This window comes from Marinobacter albus (assembly GCF_030238305.1).
GTDB classification, from domain to species: Bacteria; Pseudomonadota; Gammaproteobacteria; order Pseudomonadales; family Oleiphilaceae; genus Marinobacter; species Marinobacter albus.
Genome location: NZ_JASSQD010000004.1, coordinates 173,390 through 198,553, shown reverse-complemented (window position 1 = coordinate 198,553; position 25,164 = coordinate 173,390). Strand labels below are relative to the sequence as shown.

Here is a 25,164-nt window from a genome sequence, read left to right as displayed (position 1 = left end):
CGCCGATGGTAGTGTGGCATTGCCCATGTGAGAGTAGGTCATCGTCAGACTCCTAATACCAAAAACCCCAGCTTCCTTGAGGCTGGGGTTTTTTATTGCCCGGAGAAAAGTTTGGCATTGGACTCAAGCACCTATTTCTTGAAGTGCCTCACAGTGACAATTCGTAAAAAAGATTAACCTTACGTAAAAGAACTGGCCAAATAACCTAAAAACTCCCAGCCAGCCTCAGAGACGCTCATCAGTCATCATTTGACTACGCCGTGAATAAGAATAATGCGGCTTCAAAGGAATGAGACTATGAGTATGAAAGCAGTTTCCTGCCTTCTGTTGCCGCTCGTCAGTGCGGGAGCCGTAGCCGGTCTTCGTCCAATTTCCGACCAGCAGATGGCGGAGGTTAGGGGCCAGGCCTTCGTTTCCATTGATCGGCAATATCACCCAGGTACGAATGACAACACCGCTTATACCCGGGTCAACCTTGGGATGGGTATCGATATCCAGACCAACGTGGACACCCTTGAACTGGGGCGTTACGAGCGTGATGGCGAAAAGCCCGGCACCTCCGATGTGTACATAGAGGATTTCGCCCTCGGTTATATCAACAATCAGGCCTACTACAACGTTAATCCCGATGCACCCCGGCAGCGTAAGCCTGACGGCTCGGCGTACGCCGAAGGCGAAATCGTCCCCTTTTTGATACAGAACCCCTATTTTGAATTTGCCTTCGATGAGTCCAGCGAAGAAATCGTAGGCTTTCGGCTGGGCTTTGGTGAGTCCATGGGCATTCTTTCCGGGAAGATCAAAACGCTCACCGGAAATGTAAACGTCGACATTATTGATCGGGGAGAGGGGCTGAGCGAAGCCAGTTCCAGTGGCAATTTTTTTGACCAGGTAATCGTCTTGTTGACGCCCCTTCTGGAAGGGGGAAGTCCGCTCTCGACCAGGGCGGAGCTGGTGTACGGTGAAGAGGGCGACCCGAACATCGGAGCCCTGGACCCGGTTAGGGCCGAGTACATCGGTATTCCCGATGGTGAAAAATTTGTACTTGAGGGGGCCAGCGGTTTCACGCGGTGGTCGGTAAAGAACCTGATTGGCTGGGGTTCCACTTCTCGAATTGAGGTCCCGGACTGCTCGTTTTTCAGTTGTGGCAGTGGCGATATTAACGTCTACGCGGAAGATTGCCTGGTGCTTGGTATCGACTCCTGCTTCGATCTGGATATCTACAACAGCTTCCCCATCGGACAAGTCGGCGAAGTTGACGGGGAACGGAGGATTACCGGGCCTGCCGATGGGGCATTTATTTCTTTTCAGACCAGGGATCTCGATTGGCTCAAGGACGTCAGCAAAACCGACCTGTCCCAGGAGGATTTCATGCGCGCGACCTCCGGCGCCTTTTTCAATATTCCAAACGGGGCCACAGAGGTAAACCTGAGCGAAGCACTTTACGGTACCCAGCGCCATCGAACCGAGTATATCGACCGTGGAAAAGGTCTTTTCTGAGGAAGGCGTCATGACGAAAACCGCGATGGCATCCGTCCGGGGCTGTGCCGTTTTCCTGCTGGTGATGGCTGCGACGGTATCGGGCTCGCTGCCGGCTCGTGCTGAGCTTAAGGGGCTTTCGGAAAATGAAATGTCCAATGTCGGCGGCGCCGGGATCGGGTTTGTCCTGGAAAACTTCAAGTTCTCCCATGGTACGGATAAGCCCGACGCCAGCAGTAACCAGGCGCGTATTTTCCGCATCGGTGGCATCCGGAGCACCGATGGGCGGGAGGTCGATATAACGGTTAATCACCTCTATATCTCCGGCGCCGGCAGTGACTACGGCGAAAACCTGAGTCCCGTGAATCTTGGGCGCTTGGTCAACCCATGGAGCATCGATATCGTCGATGGCAATACGATCGGAGTTGCGAACAAGGCCGTACTTGAATTCGCCGCTCCGGGCATGGTCGCGGCATCCCAGGGATACGACTGCATGAACGGCAGCGCAGTGGCTGGCAGCGGCGCCTGCTCCAGTCGCCCGGCCAGCGCCGATTATATCGGGGAGCGACCTGATATTGGCCTGCAGATGAATGTTGCGGTTGGTGAGGACCGCTCCGCCAATATCAATGTCCATGCGAAGACCGCGGTCTTCGATGGAAGTTTCCTGCGCTTGTGGGGGGATAACGAACGCCGCCAGATGGTCGGGCAATTCAGGCTCAATTTTTATTCACCCGAGCTCTCCATAAATGCCTGTTCCCAGGATGGCAGCTCTTGCGGATCGCGCATTCTGATGACTGATTTTGCCCTGCAGCTGGCCATCGGCAATCAGTTCCAACCGGTTTTCTTTGATGTGGATGGCGCGGGTAATTTCCTGGTGGACGTGGCCTCGATCCGTCCGCCCGCAGCGGGAGAGATCGCGGCCAATGGGCTTAGAAACAGCAGCAACACCGAAAGCTGGGATTTCTACGAAGCCTACTACACCAATCCGGAATACCGGAGTGATCTGAACATCGGGAATTTCAGTGTCGGTACCCGGGACTTCGGGTCCGCCCGGGTTCAGGGCATGCTCATTCAACACCTGAACATTCGAACCAGGGATCTGGCGCAATGACTGCCCGAAAATGGACAGTCCGGGCGTGCTCATTGTTGCCACTCATGATGGGGTTTCCGGTTTCTGCCGAGATGTCCCGTATGGGAGACGAGGCCATGTCCCGGGTTGCTGGCCAGAGCGGCATCTACCTATCCGGTGATATCAGTATCAATGAGGCGGGTGGCCCGTTGGAAACCAGCTACTTTGGACGCTGCGACGATGCAGGGAAAAAATGCGGGGCCCGGTTTGCCTACCGGTTAAAGGAAAACGGCGGTTGGATGGTGCTGGATAATATTCGGGGGACCTTTGCTTTTGAGGGCCTGACACTGCGGATACGAACAGTCGATTCCGGGTTTGGAGGGGATGGCGAACTGTTCAATCGTGACGTGCTCGAGCTGGGGCTTCCGAATACCGTCCGTTTTAACGACGCTCGATTCAAGATCGCTGCCAGTAGTACGGCTCGTCCGACCGAGCCGGGCTTTCAGCAGACCGACATGTTCTCGGTAGAAATGCAGGGTGAGGTCGTCATGGAAGGCAATCTGCTGGTCTTCCCAACCGGGAGCCCATAGTCGCGGGCTGTGAGGATGGTTATGACAAAGAGAAGCCGATATGTGGCGGCAGTCACGATCAGCACAATTGCGTTCTGCGGTGGGTTGGCGTCGGAGGCTTCGGCCGAGTTGAAGCGTCTCGACGATTCCGCAATGGCCGGTATCAGCGGCCAGCGCGGCTTGACGATGGAGCTGGGGTTAGGATTGTCGGCGAATCGGATCTCCTTTGTTGATGACGGCAATGGCATCAATCTCGAAGGTTTTCGGGTGGGGTCTGCAGTTGATCCAGCGGGGCAGGCGTATCATCTGGTGGTGATTGATATCGGTGCCGATGCCTCCCTTAATCTGGATTACCTGGTGGAAGACCGCCGCATTGAATTCGGAGATGTCCGCCTGGCCGGGGCGCCCGGTGTAAGCATGGGTGGTGTGTTCTTCGACCATTCCCTCCGGGGCACATTGAGTATACGGCCGGGCGGTGCAGTGGGTGGGGCCGGGTACACCTTTGACTCTGCTTACACCATGACCGGTGGACGGCTCGGCTATCGGACGAACGGCAACGAAGTTTTTCTCGATGATGTCAGCATTGATATCGAAGCCCTGGGCGTCACGCTGAATGTGGCCGGCGATACCCTGCAACTCAATGCGCCGAGGGTAGCGGCTGACTGGACCGTTGGTGCCATCCGGTACAGTAATAACCCCCGGAATCACGGCGTGAGTGTGGACGTTTCGTCGGGGCAGCCCCTGCCGTCGTTCGGCGGATTGAGCGGTGACTACGAGTTGTCCTCCTCTACAGGAATCACAGCCGGTGGCCGCAATGGTGAAGGTTTGCGTATCGATAACGAAACCACCATCCACAGCGCCGCGTTTCGGTATCACGATGACGGTAACACCCTGGCATTCCGGGACATCACCGGTGGCTATGTCATCGATGACTTTCGGCTTGATGTGTCCACCGACGACCAGGGCCGCGCGGCCCTGGCCTTCACCGTAGACTCGATAGATGGTCAGTTTTCCGTGGGTGCGATCGAAATGGGTGGCAATGGGAAAAGCATGGGGGCCGTGAACGTAAGTTTTCTGTTCGAAGACCAGTCGTTCGGCGGGCGCACCTATACCAACGCCCTGTATCTGCAAGGCGGTGGCCATGCGGATGCCGGTCCCCAGGGTCTGCGTCTCGCGGCGGAGTGGAGCTTGCGCCTGGCTGATCTCAGTTACACGGAAAATGGCAATCGGGTGATCTTCAGTGGTCTGCAATCGTGGGGGCAGGGCGATGTCACGGTTAACGTGACTCGGGAGGAAGTTCGCAACGGTACCCGGTTCTATGATGGGCTCCGTGTGGGGTTCGAGGGAATCCGGGCTGGATACCGGATCAACGGGTTGCGGGTCGGGAATGACGATGCGCCACTGCAGGGTGGTACTGAGTTGTTGCTCGCGCTTGGATTCTATCCGTCTTATGAGTTCGAGCTCGATGGTCACATGACCCTGGGCCCCGGGGGTGCCACCGGGGAGGGCCTGACGATCAATTCCGATATCAGGATTAGCAATGGCAAAGCCGCAATTATTGCCGCACCTTACGATGAAGGAAGTGGTGAAATCGGTCAGAAAGGGCTCTGGATTGGAGAGCTTGAATACGATGGTCACGTCCGTGACATGACCCTGGATCTGACGGAGGACGGGCTGGTCATTGGCAAAGGCGAGACCTGGAGCACCATGGATATCGGGAACCTGAGACTCGGTGATAAGTCCACCGGTCAGAGCTTCGGTCGCTTTGTCTTGCAGAAATACGAAACCGGGAGCAGCATGACTATTATCCCGGGTGGGGCGGGATTGGTCTGTGCCGGCGGGGCCGGCAGTGACGAGACTTCGTGTCTGGCTTCAGGCGGCTTTTGGGAGAATCGTGGGGACGAGGGGATCACAATCCAGTTGAAGCAGGTCCTCGCCCGGGCCGCCAGCGATAGCAGGAAGAACGCCCTGACCTGGGAAACCAACCGCGACAAAGATGGCAGTGACAACCCAGTGAACGGAACCGGTACCCGCCTGATTATTGACGATATCCACACCAGTGACGGAGGAGATTACGACGGCGATGGAGTCGATGATAATACTTTCGGGGTCCGTACTGATCTGTCGGCAGATATCTATCAGACCAGGGTCGTCAAGAAGGCTACGGGGGCGGATTCGTTGGGTGTGGTTGGTGCCCGGGGCGACGAGAAGGTCATGGATGCGGCCGCACCTGAGGGCTATCGCTATGTCTCCGAGCCAACTGCGGCCGACCGTTCCGACCGTCCCCTCGGCTTTGCGGTACAGGCCCGGAGCCGGTTCAAGGAGTTGTCGATCAGCACTATTGATCTGGTCCATCCGGGCGGGGGAGCACAGACGGCGGTTTACGGGGTCAAGATGCAGAACTTTGATATAAAAGCTAACCTGACAGCCACGCCTATTCCGTGAGGGTTTTAGTGGTCGGTCGCACAGACGTGGGTCGCCAGTTTTGTCTTTTGCGCTCTCCTGTTGTTTAATCCGGCGTTACTCACTCTCCTGGCCGGAAAATCTCTGATGAAATCCAAGGCACTGATTACCCTACTGAGCGATGGCGAAGTTCACTCCGGAGAATCTCTCGCGGGTCAGCTCGGCGTGAGCCGAACAGCGGTCTGGAAGCAGATCCGGCGGGCGATGGACGAGGGCTTCAAGATTGACACCATACGCGGTCGCGGGTACCAGCTGATATCTGTAGTTGACCTGCTGCAGCATGACGTCATTCTGAGTGTCGTGGACCAGCCTCATCGACCGGATCTGAACCTCGCGATTCTGGAGGAGGTGGACTCGACCAACGCCGAAGTCGTTCGCCAGGTGGGCCGGGGTATCAGCGGCATTCCGGTAGCCATCGCCGAGTGTCAGACCGAAGGGCGGGGTCGCCGGGGACGAACGTGGAGCAGTCCCCGTGGGCAGAACCTGTACATGAGCATGGGGCTTACCTTTCACGGTGGGTTCTCGGTTCTTGATGGTTTGAGCCTGGTTCTCGGGGTAGCTGTTGCCAATGCCCTCGAGGGGCTGGGGGCATCCGACATTGGTCTCAAATGGCCGAACGATATTTTTCTGCCCCAAGGCAAGTTGGGGGGAATTCTGGTGGAGCTGCAAGGGGAGTTGCAGGAAGGGGTTGTCCAGGTGATAGCCGGCATTGGTATCAACGTTCATATGTCGGAAGTCGAAGGTGTCAACCAGCCCTGGAGCAGTCTGGCTCGGGCATACCCCGCGGTTGACTGGTCCCGGAGCGAGATCGCCGGTTCGATCATCAACGCTGTTCTCGACGCAGCCCATTTGTTCTCGGACGTTGGCTTTCGGGATTTTCGCGAGCCCTGGCAGCGCCGGGACATTTTTCAGGGGCGGCCACTGGAGGCGAAAGGAGGAAGTGTTCGGGGAACCGGGCTCGGTATTGATGAGTCTGGCAATTACCTGTTGCGAACGGACGAAGGCGTCGTCCCGGTGCGGGCGGGCGAGATAAGTTTGAGGATGGCGCCATGAAGCTGTTGATCGATGCCGGAAACTCCAGGTTGAAGTGGCGCCTGGATCAGGATGGCCGGATTCTGGAGCAGGGGGTTGGTACCCTTGACGACGCGGATCCGCTTCCGGGGCTTTCCATTGATGCAAGAAACCTCACCGGTGTGGCTGTCTCGACGGTCGCGTCCGAGGAGAGGCGTCTGAATTTGATGGAACAGCTGTCCGCGCGGACCGCCGCCCCAATCCGATTTTACTGGGCCGAGACCCGTCGCGGCGGGCTTGTTAATGCCTACGCCGACCCTCGAATGATGGGGGCAGATCGTTGGCACGCAATGTATGGGGCGTGGCGCTCAATCAACGCCGGCTTTGTTGTAGTGGATGCCGGGAGTGCGGTGACCGTGGATTATGTGGCCCCTTCGGGCCAACACCTTGGAGGGTTTATTCTACCGGGTCTGCATATGATGCTTCGTAGCCTCAAGAGTGATGCCGCACGAATCGGTTTCGATCCGGACCAGGTCCTGGATACCCGCCCGGGTAAATCTACCGGCGAGTGTGTGAATCATGGTCTGGCCTGGCTGTCGGCGGCCGTAGTGGATCAGATACATAAGGATGCGCAGGCCTTTGGTCTGGACCGCATCGTTGTTACCGGGGGCGATGCTGATCGGCTTCTGGGTCTCGGGCTGTCCGCGGCCAATCGGCCGCAACTGGTTCTTGACGGGCTTGCGTTGATCGACAATGAGGATCAGGCGCAATGAAGTGGCTGGCTTTCCTTCTGTTAATTCTGAACCTGTTGGTATGGCATTTCGCCGGTACCCTTCAGGGGCCCGCAAATTCGGCGTCTGGTGCCGCCGGGAACCTGCCTCGTGTTGCCAGTCTGAAATCTACGGAGGAGGCAGCGTCGAAACCCTCGGATCCTGAAGTGCCGGACGTGGAACCTCCGGCTCCGGAAGATGCCCCTGCCGGGGACGACGGTTCCGAAGTCGCGGTGGGTGCCGCACAGCCTGGTCAGAATAACGAACAGGAGGCGGTGGTCGCGGAACCGGCTGCTGTTCCGCCAGACTGTGTCCGAATGGGGTGGTTTGGTTCCCTGAATGCGGCTCGCGCCCTGGTGGCTAACCAGCCTCTTGCTGACCAGGTTGATGTGACCGTCGAGGAGGTGGAGCGGGAGCTGACCCCGTACCACTGGGTCATTATCCCGCCCCAACCCAGAGCGGTAGCCTTGAAACAGTTCCGGGACATTCAGCGTCAGGGCATAGATTCGTATCTGGTCACGGAGGGCGAGAACCGGAACGCGATCTCTCTCGGCCTGTTTGAGTCGCGGGAAGCGGCAATATCCGTGCTGGAAGAAAAAAAGCGCCAGAATTTTAATGCGGTACTGGCCAACTTCCCCCGAAATCAGATAAGCTACGCGCTCGTTTTTGAGGCTGAGCCAGGGCTTGCTAAAGAGCTGGTTGAGGCGGTGAAAGCGGATTACGGGGGCAATTTCGATTTCGTCGAAATCAACCCTTGTGAGGGTGTTGCAACGCCCCCAAAAAATCCGTAGTATACCGCCCTCGCTGACGAGGCGATTGTGAGCTGGCGTAGCTCAGTTGGTAGAGCAGCTGACTTGTAATCAGCAGGTCGGGGGTTCGATTCCGTCCGCCAGCTCCACTTTTTTGTTTTGACGGTTTCGTGTTAACGGGATCGACTCGGAGGGGTTCCCGAGTGGCCAAAGGGATCAGACTGTAAATCTGACGGCATCGCCTTCGCAGGTTCGAATCCTGCCCCCTCCACCACTAATTGCTCGCGGGCATCGTATAGTGGCTATTACCTCAGCCTTCCAAGCTGATGACGCGGGTTCGATTCCCGCTGCCCGCTCCAATTTAGCAAGCAATGCTCATGTAGCTCAGTTGGTAGAGCACACCCTTGGTAAGGGTGAGGTCGGCGGTTCAAATCCGCCCATGAGCTCCATTATTAATCCGGTCAACGTTATGATCCAGGTTGATTAGGGAGATTGGTCGAATGTCTAAAGAAAAGTTTGATCGCAGTAAGCCGCACCTCAACGTAGGCACCATTGGTCACGTTGACCATGGTAAGACCACTCTGACCGCCGCCCTGACTCGTGTGTGTCACGAAGTCTGGGGTACTGGTTCTGCCAGTGCATTCGATCAGATCGATAACGCACCGGAAGAGAAGGCGCGTGGTATCACCATCGCGACTTCCCACGTTGAATACGATTCTCCGAATCGTCACTACGCCCACGTCGACTGCCCGGGCCACGCTGACTATGTGAAGAACATGATCACTGGTGCGGCGCAGATGGACGGCGCGATCCTGGTGTGTTCTGCAGCTGACGGCCCCATGCCGCAGACTCGTGAGCACATCCTGCTGTCCCGTCAGGTTGGCGTACCGTTCATTGTCGTGTTCCTGAACAAGGCCGACATGGTAGACGACGAAGAGTTGCTCGAGCTGGTTGAGATGGAAGTTCGTGATCTGCTGAGCCAGTACGACTTCCCGGGCGACGACACGCCGATCATTACCGGTTCTGCGCTGATGGCGCTGGAAGGTAAGGACGACAACGAGATGGGTACTACCGCTGTCAAGAAGCTGGTAGAAGCCCTGGACGAGTACATCCCGGAGCCGGAGCGTGCGATTGATCAGCCGTTCCTGATGCCGATCGAGGACGTATTCTCCATCTCTGGTCGTGGTACCGTTGTGACCGGTCGTGTTGAGCGTGGCATCATCAAGGTTGGCGATGAAGTGGAAATCGTTGGTATCAAGGATACCGTGAAGACCACTTGTACCGGTGTTGAGATGTTCCGCAAGCTGCTGGACGAAGGTCGTGCCGGTGAGAACGTTGGTGTTCTGCTGCGTGGTACCAAGCGTGACGACGTTGAGCGTGGTCAGGTTCTGTGTGTGCCAGGCTCGATCAAGCCGCATACCAAGTTCGAGTGCGAAGTGTACGTATTGAGCAAAGAAGAAGGCGGTCGTCATACTCCGTTCTTCAAGGGCTATCGTCCGCAGTTCTACTTCCGTACCACCGACGTCACAGGTTCCTGTGAGCTGCCGGAAGGTGTGGAGATGGTTATGCCGGGTGACAACGTCAAGATGAGTGTTACCCTGATCGCTCCGATCGCCATGGAAGATGGTCTGCGCTTCGCGATTCGCGAAGGTGGCCGTACCGTTGGTGCCGGCGTGGTCGCCAAGATCATCGAGTAATAGACTCGAAGTAAGTGCGCTGAGTTGTTTCGGTGCAGGCCAGTAGCTCAATTGGCAGAGCAGCGGTCTCCAAAACCGCAGGTTGGGGGTTCGATTCCCTCCTGGCCTGCCATTTTTAAACATCCGGATACATAAGTTGATTCCTATGGAGTCAAAAGCCGTTCAGTCAACCAGTCGTTTCGATTTTTTGAAGTGGCTGGTTGTTTTCGCTCTGATTGCCATCGGTGTGGTGGGCAATCAGTATTTTAGTGCCGAGTCTCTGCTGTATCGGGTTCTGGCTCTCGTGGGTCTCGCTATTGTTGCGGCCCTTGTGGCGCTCCAAACTGATCGCGGTCGTCGTTTTGCGACACTGTTGAAAGAGGCGAGGGTTGAGATCCGGAAAGTGGTATGGCCCACCAGGCCCGAGCTCGTGCAGACTACCGCCATTGTGGTGGTGTTTGTGCTGGTTGTGGCGCTGTTGTTGTGGGGTATGGATTCGCTGATCAGTATGCTGGTCGCCGGGTTTATCGGTTAACGGGAGTGGGCAATGGCTAAGCGCTGGTACGTCGTTCATGCGTATTCTGGCTTCGAAAAGCACGTGATGCGCACTCTGAAAGAGCGCGTAGCGCTTAACGGCATGGAAGACAAGTTCGGCGAGATCCTCGTCCCGACCGAAGAAGTTGTCGAAATGCGCGAAGGTAAAAAGCGCAAAAGCGAGCGGAAATTCTACCCCGGATACGTACTCGTGCAGATGGAAATGGACGACGGTACGTGGCACCTTGTGAAGAATACTCCGCGGGTGCTGGGCTTTATTGGTGGCACTAAGGATAAGCCGGCGCCGATTACCGAGCGTGAAGCTGAAGCAATTCTACGCCGGGTTGAAAGTGGCGCCGAAAAGCCGAAGCCCAAGACCCTGTTTGAACCGGGTGAAATTGTTCGCGTTGTTGAAGGGCCGTTTGCGGACTTTAATGGCGTGGTTGAGGAAGTTGACTACGACAAGAGTCGGGTCAAGGTTGCTGTATTGATTTTCGGTCGTTCAACTCCGGTAGAGTTGGAGTTTGGGCAGGTCGAAAAGGACTGATCAGCGGCTTATAAGCTGAAAGCTCGCGCGCTCTGGCGACGCGGGCTTTTTGTGTCTGCACTTAGCAGTTATGAAACCAGGGGAGCCGAAAGGCGTTTGAACCCAAAGGAGATTTATCATGGCTAAGAAGATTGAAGCCTACATCAAGCTTCAGGTTGCTGCCGGTAAGGCCAACCCGAGCCCCCCCGTTGGTCCTGCGCTGGGTCAGCGTGGTGTGAATATCATGGAATTCTGCAAGGCGTTCAATGCCCAGACCCAGGATATGGAGCCGGGCCTGCCGATTCCAACTGTTATCACGGTTTACAGTGATCGCAGCTTTACCTTTATCACCAAGACTCCGCCTGCACCGGTTCTGCTCAAGAAGGCAGCTGGCATCAAGAGCGGCTCTGGACGTCCGAACACCGAAAAGGTCGGAACCGTGACCCGTGAGCAGCTGGAAGAGATTGCCAAGACCAAGGAGCCGGATCTGACTGCTGCCGATATGGACGCAGCGGTTCGTACCATTGCAGGAACAGCCCGTAGCATGGGCCTGAACGTGGAGGGCCTGTAACATGGCAAAGCTGAGCAAGCGTCAGAAGCTGATTCGTGAAAAGGTCGATCCGACTCGCGCCTACTCCGTAGACGAAGCCGTTGCCCTGCTCGTTGAGCTGGGACAGAACGTGAAGTTCAAGGAGTCTGTGGACGTTGCCGTAAACCTGGGGGTTGATGCTCGTAAATCGGACCAGGTGGTTCGTAGCAGCACTGTTCTGCCCCACGGTACCGGTAAAACTGTGCGCGTAGCTGTATTTACCCAGGGCGCGAATGCCGAGAAAGCCACAGCAGCGGGCGCTGACGTGGTAGGTATGGACGATCTGGCCGACGAAGTTAAAAAAGGCAAGATGGACTTCGATGTGGTTATTGCCACTCCTGACGCCATGCGTGTTGTTGGTCAGTTGGGCCAGATCCTCGGCCCCCGTGGCCTGATGCCGAACCCGAAAGTCGGCACCGTAACCCCTGACGTTGAGACCGCGGTGAAAAACGCCAAGGCCGGTCAGGTTCGTTACCGTACCGACAAGAACGGTATTATCCACGCTCCTCTGGGTAACGTTGAATTCTCTGCGCAGAACATCAAGGAAAACCTTGAAGCTCTGATCGCAGATCTGAAAAAGGCCAAGCCGTCTTCGGCGAAAGGTGTGTATCTGAAGAAGATCACCGTTTCGTCGACTATGGGTCCTGGCCTGACTATCGATCAGGGCGGTCTGGCAATCTGATCCTCTGAACGGTAGTCACTTTGTAGTCTGGGCGGAAGCCAAGGCTGTCAAAGACCGCAGGCCCCCGAAGCCCTCTGTTCAAAAGGGCCGCAAGGGTTAAAGTAACGCCTGCGCAGACGGTGTGAAGACGTTCTCTCTGAACCCAAACACCGTTAAGGCGCCCGCAAGGGCAATGATGGGTTTGCCGGGATAAACCCGGCGAAATCGAGGAGAAATCCAGTGGCAATTAGACTCGAAGACAAGAAAGCGATCGTCGCTGAAGTCAACGAGACTGCCGGTGGTGCTCTGTCTGTGGTTCTGGCTGACTACCGTGGTGTCACCTCTGGTGACATGACGGCTCTTCGTGCCAAAGCTCGTGCCGAGAATGTGCGTCTTAAGGTTGTTCGTAACAACCTGGCAAAGATTGCTATTCGCGGTACCGAGTTTGAGTGCATCGATGAGGCCCTGGTCGGCCCGACCATTCTGGCGTTCTCTATGGAAGATCCAGGCGCGGCAGCGCGTCTGTTGAAGGATTTTGCCAAAGAGAAAGAGGTGTTTGAGATCAAGGGACTGGCCGTCGGCGGTGAGCTGATGAGTGCAGACCAGATTGATCGCCTTGCCAAGCTGCCAACACGTCACGAAGCGTTGACAATGCTGGCCGCTGTTACACAGGCACCGATCACCAAGCTGGCACGGACACTGAACGAAGTTCCTTCGAAAGTGACTCGTGCTGTAGCGGCAGTTCGCGACCAGAAGCAAGAAGCTGCTTGATTCTGTTGAACACCATTTTTTATATTTTTGGGAGAAAGTCATGGCTCTGTCTAACGAAGACATTTTGAACGCAATCGCAGAAATGAGCGTAATGGACGTTGTTGCGCTTGTTGAAGCAATGGAAGAGAAGTTCGGTGTATCTGCCGCTGCAGCTGTTGCTGCTGCGCCTGCAGCCGCTGGTGGCGAAGCCGCCGCTGTTGAAGAGCAGACCGAATTTGACGTTGTTCTTACCGGTCCTGGTGAGAAGAAAGTCAACGTAATCAAGGCCGTTCGTGAACTTACCGGCCTGGGTCTGAAAGAAGCTAAGGAAATGGTCGACGGCGCACCTTCCACTATCAAGGAAGCTGCTAGCAAGGCTGACGCTGAAGAAGCCAAGAAGAAGCTTGAGGAAGCAGGCGCTTCTGTTGAGCTCAAGTAAGAGTCGGCTGTTGATCGAAACCGTGCATTAAGCATGGACAGGCTGGTGGCTTTGTGCCACCGGCCTTTTTCTGTTGTATATGCTATAGAGTCTGGCCGGTGAATACAGGTTGGTGTTAAATCTACAACCTACTGCCAGAGTCTTGTTCAAGACGGCGCGATAAGCCGAGCAATTCGGCCCCGAAGCAGAACAATGGTTGCTTCTTGATACCAGGTATCAGGTCTAAAGCTGGGGAATGCAGATGACTTACTCCTACACTGAGAAAAAGCGGATTCGCAAAGATTTTAGTAAATTGCCTTCCGTGATGGACGTCCCCTATTTGCTGTCTATTCAGCTGGATTCGTTCCGGGACTTCCTCCAAATGGAAGCCGCTCCTGAAGACCGCCGGGAAACCGGTCTTCACGCAGCATTCAAATCCGTATTCCCGATTGTCAGTTACTCTGGCAACGCCGCGCTCGAATACGTGAGTTACCGTATCGGAGAGCCGGTTTTCGATGTCAAGGAATGCCAGCTTAGGGGCGTAACCTACGCAGCGCCGCTGCGGGTGAAAGTCCGACTTATCATCTACGATAAGGAATCGTCCAACAAGGCGATCAAGGACATTAAAGAGCAGGAAGTCTACATGGGCGAAATGCCCCTGATGACTGAGAACGGTACCTTCGTTATCAACGGTACCGAGCGTGTTATTGTTTCCCAGTTGCACCGTTCTCCTGGCGTGTTCTTCGATCACGACAAGGGTAAGACCCACTCTTCCGGCAAGCTGCTGTATTCGGCCCGGGTGATTCCTTACCGTGGCTCCTGGCTTGATTTCGAGTTCGATCCGAAAGATGCCGTGTTCGTTCGTATCGACCGTCGCCGGAAGCTGCCAGCCTCGATTCTTCTGCGTGGTCTCGGGTATACCTCCGAGCAGATGCTGGAGATGTTCTTCGAAACCAGTAAGTTCAGCCTGGGTGCCGAGGTCTGCAAGCTGGAGCTGGTTCCAAGTCGTCTGCGGGGCGACATTGCGACCTTCGACATCAAGGACAATGACGGTAACGTGATTGCTGAGGAAGGTCGTCGTATTACAGCGCGCCATATCAAGCAGTTGGAAAAAGCGGGCATAAATGAGCTCGAGGTTCCGACTGAGTATCTCTATGGCCGGGTACTGGCCAAGGATATGGTGGACACCAAGACCGGAGAAATCCTGGTTGAGTGTAACTCCGAACTGACCGAAGAGCTGATCACCAAGATCCTGGATGCGGGTGTTACCGAGATTGAGACTCTGTACACCAACGACCTGGACTGCGGTCCGTTCATGTCCGATACCCTGCGTATCGATCCGACCCGCACTCCGCTGGAGGCGCTGGTTGAGATCTATCGCATGATGCGCCCTGGCGAGCCGCCTACGAAGGAGTCGGCCGAGAACCTGTTTAATAACCTGTTCTTCTCCGAGGAGCGTTACGACCTGTCTGCCGTTGGTCGCATGAAGCTCAATCGTCGCCTGCGTCGTGAGGAAAGCACCGGGGAAGGCATTCTCACGCATGCCGATATCATTGATGTCCTGAAGACACTGATCGATATTCGTAACGGTCAGGGCAACGTGGACGATATCGATAACCTCGGCAACCGGCGTGTGCGTTGTGTTGGTGAAATGGCCGAGAACCAGTTCCGGGTTGGCCTGGTCCGTGTTGAGCGTGCCGTGCGTGAGCGTCTGAGTCTTGCCGAGAGCGAAGGCCTGATGCCGCAGGACCTGATCAATGCCAAGCCAGTGGCGGCTGCGGTTAAGGAATTCTTTGGTTCCAGCCAGCTGTCCCAGTTCATGGACCAGAATAACCCGCTGTCCGAGGTGACTCACAAGCGTCGTATTTCGGCCCTTGGGCCGGGCGGTCTGACTCGTGAGCGAGCCGGTTTTGAGGTTCGGGACGTGCATCCGACCCATTACGGGCGGGTATGTCCAATCGAGACGCCGGAAGGTCCGAACATCGGTCTCATCAACTCGCTGGCCACCTACGCCCGATCCAATTCCTACGGATTCCTGGAGAGTCCGTACCGGAAGGTGGTTGATGGTGTGGTTACCGACGAAGTGGTGTACCTGTCTGCCATCGAAGAGAGCAATTACGTCATCGCCCAGGCCAGTGCGGCCATGGACGAGGAGAGCAAGCGCCTCACCGATGAGCTGGTTACCGTTCGTCACCAGAACGAATTTACCGTCACGCCTCCGGAAAGCGTGAACTTCATGGATGTGTCGCCGCGTCAGGTTGTTTCCGTGGCTGCGTCCCTGATTCCGTTCCTTGAGCATGATGACGCCAACCGCGCCTTGATGGGTGCGAACATGCAGCGTCAGGCTGTGCCGACCCTGCGTTCGCAAGTGCCTCTGGTAGGCACCGGTGTTGAGCGCACCGTGGCCCAGGATTCCGGGGTTTGTGTGACTGCCCGTCGAGGCGGTGTGATTGAAAGTGTGGATGCGGCCCGTATCGTGGTGCGCGTTGACAACGAGGAAACCGAGGCAGGTGATGCCGGTGTGGATATCTACAACCTCACCAAGTACACCCGCTCGAACCAGAACACCTGTATCAACCAGCGTTCGATTGTGCGTCAGGGTGACGTGATCGCCCGGGGCGACGTGCTCGCCGATGGCCCGTCGGTTGATCTGGGTGAGCTTGCGCTGGGGCAGAATATGCGCATCGCGTTCATGCCCTGGAACGGTTACAACTTCGAGGACTCCATCCTTATCTCCGAGAAAGTCGTTCAGGAAGACCGTCTGACCACCATCCACATTCAGGAACTGACCTGTGTGGCCCGGGATACCAAGCTGGGAAGTGAAGAAATCACGGCGGACATTCCGAACGTCGGTGAAAGCGCGCTGTCCAAGCTGGATGAGTCCGGTATTGTCTACATCGGTGCTGAAGTTGGCCCGGGCGATATCCTCGTCGGCAAGGTAACGCCGAAAGGGGAGACCCAGCTGACGCCGGAGGAGAAGCTCCTGCGTGCCATCTTTGGTGAGAAGGCCTCGGACGTGAAGGATACCTCTTCGCGTGTTCCGACCGGTACCCGCGGTACCGTGATCGACGTGCAGGTCTTCACCCGTGACGGTATCGAGAAGGATCAGCGTGCCCAGTCCATCGAAAAAGAGCAGCTGGATCAGTACCGCAAGGATCTGAAGGACGAATACCGCATTGTTGAGGGTGCAACCTTTGAGCGTCTGATGAACGCGCTGAAAGGCCAGGAAGTTATCAGTGGTCCGAGCCTGAAGAAGGGTGCCACGCTGGACGAGGCTTACCTTGCCGAGTTGCCGCGCCCCGAGTGGTTCAAGCTGCGCATGAAAGATGACGGTCTGAACGAGCTGCTCGAGAAATCCGAGCAGGGCCTGGATGACCGCAAGAAAGAGCATGAGGCACGGTTTGACGACAAGAAGGGCAAGTTGCAGCAGGGCGATGACCTTGCTCCGGGCGTGCTCAAGATCGTCAAGGTTTACCTGGCTATCAAGCGTCGCATCCAGCCGGGTGACAAAATGGCCGGGCGTCACGGTAACAAGGGTGTTATCTCATCGGTTATGCCGATTGAGGACATGCCTTACGACGAACACGGCAACACGGTCGACGTTGTGCTGAACCCGCTGGGTGTACCGTCACGGATGAACGTCGGGCAGGTGCTCGAGACCCATCTGGGTGCTGCGGCCAAGGGCCTGGGTGAGCGTATCAGCCGGATGCTGGACGAGCAGCGTAAGGTCGCTGAGCTTCGCCAGTTGCTGGATGAGATCTACAACCACTCGGACGAAGTGTTCAAGGTGGACCTGGATTCGCTGAGCGACAAGGAAATCCTTGAAATGTGCGGCAACCTGCGCACGGGTGTTCCTATGGCAACGCCGGTCTTCGACGGCGCCAAGGAAGCCGAGGTCAAGCGGATGCTTGAGCTTGCCGGACTGGACACGACGGGCCAGACAATGTTGTACGACGGCCGTACCGGTGACGCATTTGATCGTCCGGTGACTGTCGGCTACATGTATATCCTGAAGCTGAACCACCTGATCGACGACAAGATGCACGCTCGTTCCACCGGCTCCTACAGCCTGGTTACCCAGCAGCCGCTGGGTGGTAAGGCGCAGTTCGGTGGCCAGCGCTTCGGTGAGATGGAAGTGTGGGCCCTTGAGGCTTACGGTGCGGCGTATACGCTGCAGGAAATGCTCACCGTCAAGTCTGATGACGTGAACGGTCGGACCAAGATGTACAAGAACATTGTCGATGGCGATCATCGTATGGAGCCGGGCATGCCCGAGTCCTTCAACGTTCTTGTCAAGGAAATCCGCTCGTTGGGTATCGACATCGAGCTGGAATCCGAGTGAGCCGAATTGTTTTTGGCAGCGTGAGCGGGCACAACCTGTGCCCGCCCGAGATTAACGCCATCCGGAGCTTTTACTGATGAAAGATTTGCTGAATCTTCTCAAGAGCCAGAACCAAAGCAAGGAATTTGATGCCATCCGCATTGGCCTGGCATCGCCTGACATGATTCGCTCATGGTCTTTTGGTGAAGTGAAGAAGCCTGAGACCATCAACTACCGTACCTTCAAACCGGAGCGTGACGGTCTTTTCTGTGCCAAGATTTTCGGCCCGATCAAGGACTACGAGTGCCTTTGCGGTAAGTACAAGCGCCTCAAGCATCGCGGTGTGATCTGCGAGAAGTGCGGCGTTGAAGTGGCACTGGCGAGTGTTCGCCGTGAGCGCATGGGTCACATCGAGCTGGCCAGTCCGGTCGCGCACATCTGGTTCCTGAAATCACTGCCGTCCCGCATCGGTCTGATGCTGGACATGACCCTGCGCGATATCGAACGGGTGCTGTACTTCGAGTCGTTCATCGTGATCGAGCCGGGCATGACCACCCTCGAGAAAGGGCAACTGCTGAACGACGAGCAGTATTACGAAGCCCTGGAAGAGTTCGGCGACGAATTCGATGCCCGCATGGGTGCCGAGGCGGTCAAGGAGCTGCTCGAGGGCATCGATCTGCAGGCCGAGGTGGATGCGCTGCGTGAGGAAATCCCGCAGACCAATTCCGAAACCAAGATCAAGAAATTCAGTAAGCGTCTGAAGATTCTTGAGGCCTTCCTGTACTCCGGTAACAAGCCGGGCGACATGGTAATGACCGTGCTGCCGGTTCTGCCGCCGGATCTGCGTCCGTTGGTTCCCCTGGACGGTGGTCGTTTCGCGACTTCGGATCTCAACGATCTTTACCGTCGTGTGATCAACCGGAACAACCGCCTCAAGCGCCTGCTGGAGCTCAACGCCCCGGACATCATCGTGCGCAACGAGAAGCGGATGCTGCAGGAAGCCGTCGACGCGCTGCTGGATAACGGTCGTCGCGGTCGTGCCATCACCGGTACCAATAAGCGCCCGCTCAAGTCCCTGGCTGACATGATCAAGGGCAAGCAGGGTCGTTTCCGTCAAAACCTGCTCGGTAAGCGCGTGGATTACTCCGGTCGTTCGGTGATCGTGGTCGGTCCATACCTGCGTCTGCATCAGTGTGGTCTGCCCAAGAAGATGGCGCTGGAGTTGTTCAAGCCGTTTATTTTCTCCAAGCTTGAGCACCGTGGTCTCGCAACGACTATCAAGGCTGCCAAGAAGATGGTCGAGCGCGAGGAAGGCGTGGTCTGGGATATCCTGGACGAAGTGATCCGCGAGCATCCGATCATGCTGAACCGTGCTCCGACTTTGCACCGTCTGGGGATTCAGGCGTTCGAGCCGGTACTGATTGAAGGCAAGGCGATTCAGTTGCACCCGCTGGTCTGTGCGGCCTATAACGCCGACTTCGACGGCGACCAGATGGCGGTCCACGTGCCGCTGACCCTGGAAGCCCAGCTGGAAGCCCGTGCGTTGATGATGTCCACCAACAACGTACTGTCGCCGGCCAACGGCGAGCCGATCATCGTGCCGTCCCAGGACGTGGTTCTGGGCCTGTATTACATGACTCGTGAGCGCAAGAATGCGGTCGGTGAGGGGATGACCTTCGCGGATGTGAAAGAAGTTCACCGCGCCTACGGTGCCGGTAAGGTAGACCTCCAGGCGCGCGTCAAGGTGAGGGTCAAGGAAGTTGCCATTGCCGAAGATGGTTCGCGCACTCAAGCCTATAACATTGTTGATACCACGGTTGGGCGCGCCCTGCTGTTTGATATCGTGCCTGATGGCCTCTCCTTCGAGCTGGTCAACAAGCCGATGGTCAAGAAGGCGATCTCGAACCTGATCAACACCTGCTATCGGGACGCCGGCCTCAAAGACACGGTTATCTTCGCGGATCAGCTCATGTACATGGGTTATCACTACGCGACGGTTTCCGGTATCTCCATCGGCTTCAACGATTTCGAGATTCCCCCTGAGAAATACGAGCTGGTTGATGCCGCTTCCGAGGAAGTTAAGGACATCGAAACCCAGTATGCGTCCGGTCTGCTGACCCAGGGTGAGAAGTACAACAAGGTGATCGACATCTGGTCCCGCGCCAACGACAAGGTCTCCAAGGCCATGATGGAGCGTCTGGCCAAGGAGCAGGTGATTGGCCCTGATGGGAAGCCTGTGAAGGGCGAGGATGGCGAGTTCGTCATGCAGGAGTCCTTCAACTCGGTCTACATGATGGCGGATTCCGGTGCCCGGGGTTCCGCGGCCCAGATTCGTCAGCTGGCCGGTATGCGTGGCCTGATGGCGAAGCCGGATGGCTCCATCATCGAGACGCCGATTACCGCAAACTTCCGGGAAGGCCTGAACGTACTTCAGTACTTCATCTCGACCCACGGTGCACGTAAGGGGCTGGCGGATACCGCCCTGAAGACCGCGAACTCCGGTTACCTGACTCGTCGTCTGGTCGACGTGTCTCAGGATCTGGTCGTAACCGAAGAAGACTGTGGCACCGATGAAGGCCTGTTGATGACGCCGCACATCGAAGGTGGCGACGTTGTTGTGCCGCTGGGCGATCGTGTGCTGGGGCGTGTGACAGCGCGCGATGCCTTTACACCAACCGATAAGGACAACGCCGTTGTTCCTTCCGGAACGCTGCTTGACGAGAAGACTGTTGAATCTCTTGAGCGTGCGGGTGTGGACGAAGTCTGGGTGCGCTCTGCGATCACCTGTGCGACCCGTCACGGCATCTGTTCCAAGTGTTACGGCCGCGACCTGGCCCGTGGCCATCGGGTCAACGTCGGTGAAGCCGTTGGTGTTATCGCCGCCCAGTCCATCGGTGAGCCGGGTACCCAGCTCACGATGCGTACCTTCCACATTGGTGGTGCGGCGAGCCGGGCATCAGCTGTAGACAACATCCAGGTCAAGCACGGCGGTACCGTACGCCTGCACAATCTGAAGTCTATTGAGAAGAGTGATGGCTCACTGGTCGTGGTATCGCGTTCCTCCGCGTTGGCGATTGCCGACGAGCAGGGCCGTGAGCGCGAATGGTACAAGCTGCCTTACGGCGCAGTGCTGTCCGTTAAGCATGGCGATACTGTTGAAGCCGGTGTTGCGGTTGCCAAGTGGGATCCGCACACTCACCCGATCATTGCCGAGGCCGAAGGCACCGCGAAATTCGTCAACATGGACCAGGGCATTACTGTCCGCACCCAGACCGACGAACTGACCGGCCTGTCGACCATGGAAGTTATCGATCCCAAGGAGCGTCCTGCGGCTGGTAAGGACATCCGTCCTGCCATCCAGATGCTGGATGCCAGCGGAAACGATGTGGAGCTGCCCGGTGGCGGTGCCGCGATCTACTTCCTGCCGGCCAATGCGCTGGTGACCATGGCCAACGGCGCCCGGATCGAGCTGGGTGATGTTGTTGCCCGGATTCCGCAGGAAAGTTCGAAGACTCGTGATATTACCGGTGGTCTGCCACGGGTTGCCGATCTGTTCGAGGCCCGTCGCCCGAAAGAATCGTCCATCCTGGCGGAAATCAGCGGCATGGTGTCGTTCGGCAAAGAGACCAAGGGCAAGAAGCGCCTGGTGATCACGCCGAAAGATGCCGACGCCTACGAAGTGCTGATTCCGAAGCACCGTCAGCTGAACGTGTTCGAGGGTGAAACGGTTGAGAAGGGCGAGGTGATTTCCGATGGCCCATCCAACCCCCACGACATTTTGCGTCTGCTGGGTGTGGTAGAGCTGGCCAAATACATTACCAATGAGATCCAGGACGTCTACCGTTTGCAGGGTGTTGTCATCAACGATAAGCATATCGAGGTTATCGTTCGGCAGATGCTGCGCAAGGTAGAGATCACCGATCCGGGTGATACCACGCTTCTTTCCGGTGACCAGGTGGAAATTACTCAGGTTTTCGAAGAGAACGAAAAGGCCAATGCTGCCGATAAAGAGCCTGCACGATTCGATCGTCTGCTGCTCGGTATCACGAAGGCCTCGCTGGCAACCGAGTCGTTCATTTCGGCGGCTTCGTTCCAGGAAACCACCCGTGTACTCACCGAAGGTGCGGTTACCGGAAAGCGTGATTACCTGCGTGGCTTGAAGGAAAACGTTGTGGTGGGTCGACTGATTCCGGCTGGTACCGGTCTTGCCTACCACGCTGAACGTCGCCGCAAGCGCGACCTTGAAGCACAGGGCGTCACCGCAGCCGACGTCGAAGAAGCGCTGAGCGCCGAACTCAACCGCGAAAGCTGAGTTGAGTCGGTCCGCCGCCTCCGGGTAGATACCTACCCGGCAGGTGGTTAAAAAGAGACCAGTCATCTTGACTGTCCAGGGGCGCAGGCTTACACTTGCGTCCCTTAAATTTTACCCCCTGCACAGGGGGTAAGTTTCATTGATATGGTTTTTTGGAGTTTGCTTACATGGCAACGATTAATCAGTTGGTACGTAAGCCTCGTAAGCGCCGGGTAGCCAAGAGCGATGTTCCTGCTCTGCAGGCCTGCCCTCAGCGCCGTGGTGTGTGCACTCGTGTATACACTACAACGCCGAAGAAGCCGAACTCAGCACTGCGTAAAGTGTGCCGTGTTCGTCTGACCAACGGCTACGAGGTTTCCTCTTACATTGGTGGTGAAGGTCACAACCTTCAGGAGCACAGTGTTGTGCTTATCCGCGGCGGTCGCGTAAAGGACCTTCCGGGTGTGCGCTATCACACTGTTCGCGGAACGCTGGACACCCAGGGTGTGCAGAACCGTAAGCAGGGCCGCTCCAAGTATGGTGCAAAACGACCCAAGTCCTGATGTCCCGAGCGGGTGTCTTTTATCGTTGCTTGTCAGAACGGTAAGAGTAAGGCTGAGTAGCAGATTGCTATCTCAGGGGTTCCTGAAGACCTTTTAGATATATAAGGGCTTATCGATGCCTAGAAGAAGAGTTGCAGCAAAGCGGGAAATTATCCCGGATCCTAAGTTCGGCAGTGCACGTCTTGCCAAGTTCATCAACCACGTGATGGAAAGTGGCAAGAAATCTGTTGCAGAGCGCATTGTTTATGGCGCGCTCGATATTGTCGCCGAGAAATCGAAGGAAGAGCCGATCGACATGTTCGAGAAGGCCCTGGAGAACATCCAGCCGATGGTTGAGGTTAAGTCCCGTCGTGTGGGTGGTGCTACTTACCAGGTGCCTGTCGAGGTACGGCCTTCCCGTCAGAATGCGCTGGCCATGCGCTGGCTTGTAGAATTTTCACGGAAGCGTGGTGAGAAGTCCATGGCGCAGCGTCTTGCTGGTGAGATTCTCGACGCCGCTGACAGCAAAGGCTCTGCTGTTAAGAAGCGCGAAGACGTTCATCGCATGGCGGAAGCCAACAAGGCGTTCTCTCACTTCCGTTTCTAATCAGCCGAGGTTAATACAGTGGCACGCAAGACTCCTATCAAGCGTTACAGAAACATTGGTATTTGTGCGCACGTTGATGCGGGCAAAACCACAACCACCGAGCGGGTTCTGTTCTATACGGGCATTTCCCACAAGATCGGTGAGGTTCATGATGGTGCGGCTACCATGGACTGGATGGAGCAGGAGCAGGAGCGTGGTATCACCATTACCTCTGCTGCGACTACCTGCTTCTGGCAGGGCATGGACAAACAATATCCGGAGCATCGGATCAACATCATCGACACCCCGGGGCACGTTGACTTTACCATCGAGGTAGAGCGTTCACTGCGTGTGCTGGATGGTGCCGTTGTTGTTTTCTGCGGATCCTCCGGTGTAGAGCCGCAGTCCGAAACCGTATGGCGCCAGGCCAACAAGTACGAAGTTCCCCGCATGGTGTTCGTCAACAAGATGGACCGTGCCGGCGCTAACTTCCTGCGCGTTGTGGACCAGATCAAAACCCGTCTGGGCGCGAACTGCGTTCCCATTCAGTTGCCGATCGGTGCCGAGGATGACTTTGCCGGTATCGTCGATCTGATTCGTAACAAGGCGATTTACTGGAACGAAGATGACGCGGGTGCGACCTACGAGCAGCGCGACGTTCCGGCCGAAATGGTGGACGAAGTCGCCATGTACCGTGAGCAAATGGTCGAGGCGGCAGCCGAGGCTAACGAAGAGCTCATGGAGCGTTACCTGGACGAGGGTGACCTGAGCGTTGAGGACGTCAAGAAGGGGCTGCGTATGCGTACGCTTGCCAACGAGATTGTTCTCGCGACTTGTGGCTCTGCGTTCAAGAACAAGGGTGTACAGGCGGTTCTGGATTCCGTTATCGAATTCCTGCCGGCGCCGGACGAAGTCAAGGCGATTCGCGGTGAAGTCGATGAAGACGGCACCGAAGAGACCCGTCAGGCGGACGATGATGCGCCTTTTGCGGCCCTGGCATTCAAGATTGCCACCGACCCGTTCGTTGGTACTCTGACCTTCTTCCGGGTTTACTCTGGCAAGCTGGAGTCCGGCAATGCGGTCTATAACTCTGTAAAGGGTAAGAAAGAGCGCGTTGGTCGTATGGTTCAGATGCACTCCAAAGATCGCCAAGAGATCAAGGAAGTGCTTGCGGGTGATATCGCCGCGGCAATCGGCCTGAAGAGCGTGACCACTGGTGACACCCTGTGTGACGAGAATCACAAGATCATTCTCGAGCGCATGGAGTTCCCGGAGCCGGTTATCTCTGTTGCTGTTGAGCCGAAGTCCAAGGCGGATCAGGAAAAGATGGGTGTTGCCCTGGGTAAGCTGGCTCAGGAAGATCCGTCTTTCCGTGTCCGGACCGATGAAGAGTCCGGTCAGACCATCATCTCCGGTATGGGTGAGCTTCACCTGGACATCATCGTTGACCGTATGCGTCGCGAGTTCAAGGTAGAGGCGAACATCGGTAAGCCGCAGGTTGCATACCGCGAGCGTATCCGCAAGCCGGTGGATGTCGAAGGTAAGTTTGTTCGCCAGTCAGGTGGTCGTGGTCAGTATGGTCACGTCAAGATCAAGCTTGAGCCGCTGCCTCTGGATGATGAAGATGGCGAGAACTTCATCTTTGTAAACGAGATCGTTGGCGGTGTGGTTCCGAAGGAATACATTCCAGCGGTCCAGCAAGGTATTGAAGAGCAGATGCAGAACGGCTGTTTGGCCGGTTATCCGCTGCTGCGCATCAAGGCCACGCTGTACGATGGCTCTTACCACGATGTGGACTCCAACGAAATGGCGTTCAAGATCGCCGGCTCCATGGCGATGAAGAAGGGTGCGCTTGAAGCGGACCCCGCTCTGCTTGAGCCGATCATGAGGGTCGAGGTCGTGAGCCCGGAAGACTACATGGGCGATGTTGTTGGTGACCTGAACCGCCGTCGTGGTGTCATTCAGGGCATGGATGAGTCGCCTGCTGGTAAGATCATTCGTGCCGAAGTTCCGTTGTCGGAGATGTTCGGTTACGCCACCGACCTGCGTTCTGCAACACAGGGCCGGGCGTCTTATGCGATGGAGTTTGCGGGTTATTCCGAGGCTCCTTCGAACATTGCCGAAGCGATCATTAAACAGGGTTGATCCCCAGGACTTAAGAAA

The 25,164-nt window shown here is 56.5% G+C and carries 19 protein-coding genes and 5 tRNA genes; all 24 read left to right on the top strand.

Annotated features, from left to right (window positions below; all coding sequences use genetic code 11):
* Positions 1-303 precede the first annotated feature (303 nt).
* Positions 304-1,497, top strand: a complete 1,194-nt coding sequence (locus tag QQF73_RS18710; RefSeq protein WP_219868783.1) for a hypothetical protein — start codon at positions 304-306, stop codon at positions 1,495-1,497.
* Positions 1,498-1,507: 10 nt separating this feature from the next.
* The gene (locus QQF73_RS18705) at positions 1,508-2,587 is read left to right on the top strand and encodes a hypothetical protein (RefSeq protein WP_285369079.1); all 1,080 of its coding nucleotides are present in this window, start codon (positions 1,508-1,510) and stop codon (positions 2,585-2,587) included.
* Positions 2,584-3,135, top strand: a complete 552-nt coding sequence (locus QQF73_RS18700) for a hypothetical protein (protein ID WP_425607966.1) — start codon at positions 2,584-2,586, stop codon at positions 3,133-3,135. The genes QQF73_RS18705 and QQF73_RS18700 overlap by 4 nt, the downstream gene beginning before the upstream one ends.
* 21 nt (positions 3,136-3,156) lie before the next feature.
* On the top strand, positions 3,157-5,559 hold the full coding sequence (locus QQF73_RS18695) for a DUF6160 family protein (protein ID WP_285369078.1): 2,403 nt from the start codon (positions 3,157-3,159) through the stop codon (positions 5,557-5,559).
* A gap of 105 nt (positions 5,560-5,664) precedes the next feature.
* Positions 5,665-6,630 (top strand): biotin--[acetyl-CoA-carboxylase] ligase, encoded by a 966-nt coding sequence (locus QQF73_RS18690; protein ID WP_219868698.1) that lies wholly within the window; start codon positions 5,665-5,667, stop codon positions 6,628-6,630.
* Complete coding sequence (locus QQF73_RS18685) at positions 6,627-7,361, top strand: type III pantothenate kinase (RefSeq protein ID WP_219868699.1); 735 nt, start codon at positions 6,627-6,629, stop codon at positions 7,359-7,361. The genes QQF73_RS18690 and QQF73_RS18685 overlap by 4 nt, the downstream gene beginning before the upstream one ends.
* A complete protein-coding gene (locus tag QQF73_RS18680) occupies positions 7,358-8,149 on the top strand; it encodes a hypothetical protein (protein WP_228743632.1) in 792 nt (263 codons plus the stop codon). Before QQF73_RS18685 ends, QQF73_RS18680 begins: the two co-directional genes overlap by 4 nt.
* Positions 8,150-8,180: 31 nt before the next feature.
* Positions 8,181-8,256 (top strand) — tRNA-Thr (locus QQF73_RS18675).
* 40 nt (positions 8,257-8,296) lie between these two features.
* Positions 8,297-8,381: transfer RNA gene (locus QQF73_RS18670), tRNA-Tyr, on the top strand.
* Positions 8,382-8,391: 10 nt separating this feature from the next.
* A tRNA-Gly gene (locus QQF73_RS18665) sits at positions 8,392-8,466 on the top strand.
* A 14-nt stretch (positions 8,467-8,480) separates the two neighbouring features.
* Positions 8,481-8,556, top strand: a tRNA-Thr gene (locus QQF73_RS18660).
* A 51-nt stretch (positions 8,557-8,607) separates the two neighbouring features.
* Complete coding sequence (gene tuf / locus QQF73_RS18655; RefSeq protein ID WP_219868700.1) at positions 8,608-9,804, top strand: elongation factor Tu; 1,197 nt, start codon at positions 8,608-8,610, stop codon at positions 9,802-9,804.
* Between the two features lie 36 nt (positions 9,805-9,840).
* Positions 9,841-9,916 (top strand) — tRNA-Trp (locus tag QQF73_RS18650).
* A 33-nt stretch (positions 9,917-9,949) separates the two neighbouring features.
* Positions 9,950-10,318 carry a preprotein translocase subunit SecE gene (secE, locus tag QQF73_RS18645; protein ID WP_219868701.1) on the top strand — a complete coding sequence of 123 codons (369 nt, stop codon included), beginning with the start codon at positions 9,950-9,952 and terminating at the stop codon, positions 10,316-10,318.
* A gap of 12 nt (positions 10,319-10,330) precedes the next feature.
* Positions 10,331-10,864, top strand: coding sequence for a transcription termination/antitermination protein NusG (nusG, locus tag QQF73_RS18640; RefSeq protein WP_218637423.1), 534 nt, complete (start codon positions 10,331-10,333; stop codon positions 10,862-10,864).
* Between the two features lie 118 nt (positions 10,865-10,982).
* Entirely contained in the window at positions 10,983-11,414 is a 432-nt protein-coding gene (gene rplK / locus QQF73_RS18635; RefSeq protein WP_041343263.1) for a 50S ribosomal protein L11, read from the top strand.
* Position 11,415: 1 nt separating this feature from the next.
* Complete coding sequence (gene rplA / locus QQF73_RS18630) at positions 11,416-12,114, top strand: 50S ribosomal protein L1 (RefSeq protein ID WP_219868702.1); 699 nt, start codon at positions 11,416-11,418, stop codon at positions 12,112-12,114.
* Positions 12,115-12,333: 219 nt separating this feature from the next.
* Positions 12,334-12,864, top strand: coding sequence for a 50S ribosomal protein L10 (gene rplJ, locus QQF73_RS18625; protein ID WP_219868703.1), 531 nt, complete (start codon positions 12,334-12,336; stop codon positions 12,862-12,864).
* A gap of 40 nt (positions 12,865-12,904) precedes the next feature.
* Positions 12,905-13,282, top strand: a complete 378-nt coding sequence (gene rplL / locus QQF73_RS18620; protein ID WP_219868704.1) for a 50S ribosomal protein L7/L12 — start codon at positions 12,905-12,907, stop codon at positions 13,280-13,282.
* Between the two features lie 241 nt (positions 13,283-13,523).
* Complete coding sequence (gene rpoB / locus QQF73_RS18615) at positions 13,524-17,603, top strand: DNA-directed RNA polymerase subunit beta (RefSeq protein ID WP_219868705.1); 4,080 nt, start codon at positions 13,524-13,526, stop codon at positions 17,601-17,603.
* Positions 17,604-17,679: 76 nt separating this feature from the next.
* Positions 17,680-21,894 (top strand): DNA-directed RNA polymerase subunit beta', encoded by a 4,215-nt coding sequence (gene rpoC / locus QQF73_RS18610; RefSeq protein WP_219868706.1) that lies wholly within the window; start codon positions 17,680-17,682, stop codon positions 21,892-21,894.
* Between the two features lie 167 nt (positions 21,895-22,061).
* Positions 22,062-22,436, top strand: a complete 375-nt coding sequence (gene rpsL / locus QQF73_RS18605; protein ID WP_148607559.1) for a 30S ribosomal protein S12 — start codon at positions 22,062-22,064, stop codon at positions 22,434-22,436.
* A gap of 115 nt (positions 22,437-22,551) precedes the next feature.
* A complete protein-coding gene (gene rpsG / locus QQF73_RS18600; RefSeq protein WP_099619739.1) occupies positions 22,552-23,022 on the top strand; it encodes a 30S ribosomal protein S7 in 471 nt (156 codons plus the stop codon).
* 18 nt (positions 23,023-23,040) lie between these two features.
* Positions 23,041-25,146, top strand: coding sequence for an elongation factor G (gene fusA / locus QQF73_RS18595; RefSeq protein ID WP_219868707.1), 2,106 nt, complete (start codon positions 23,041-23,043; stop codon positions 25,144-25,146).
* Positions 25,147-25,164 lie beyond the last annotated feature (18 nt).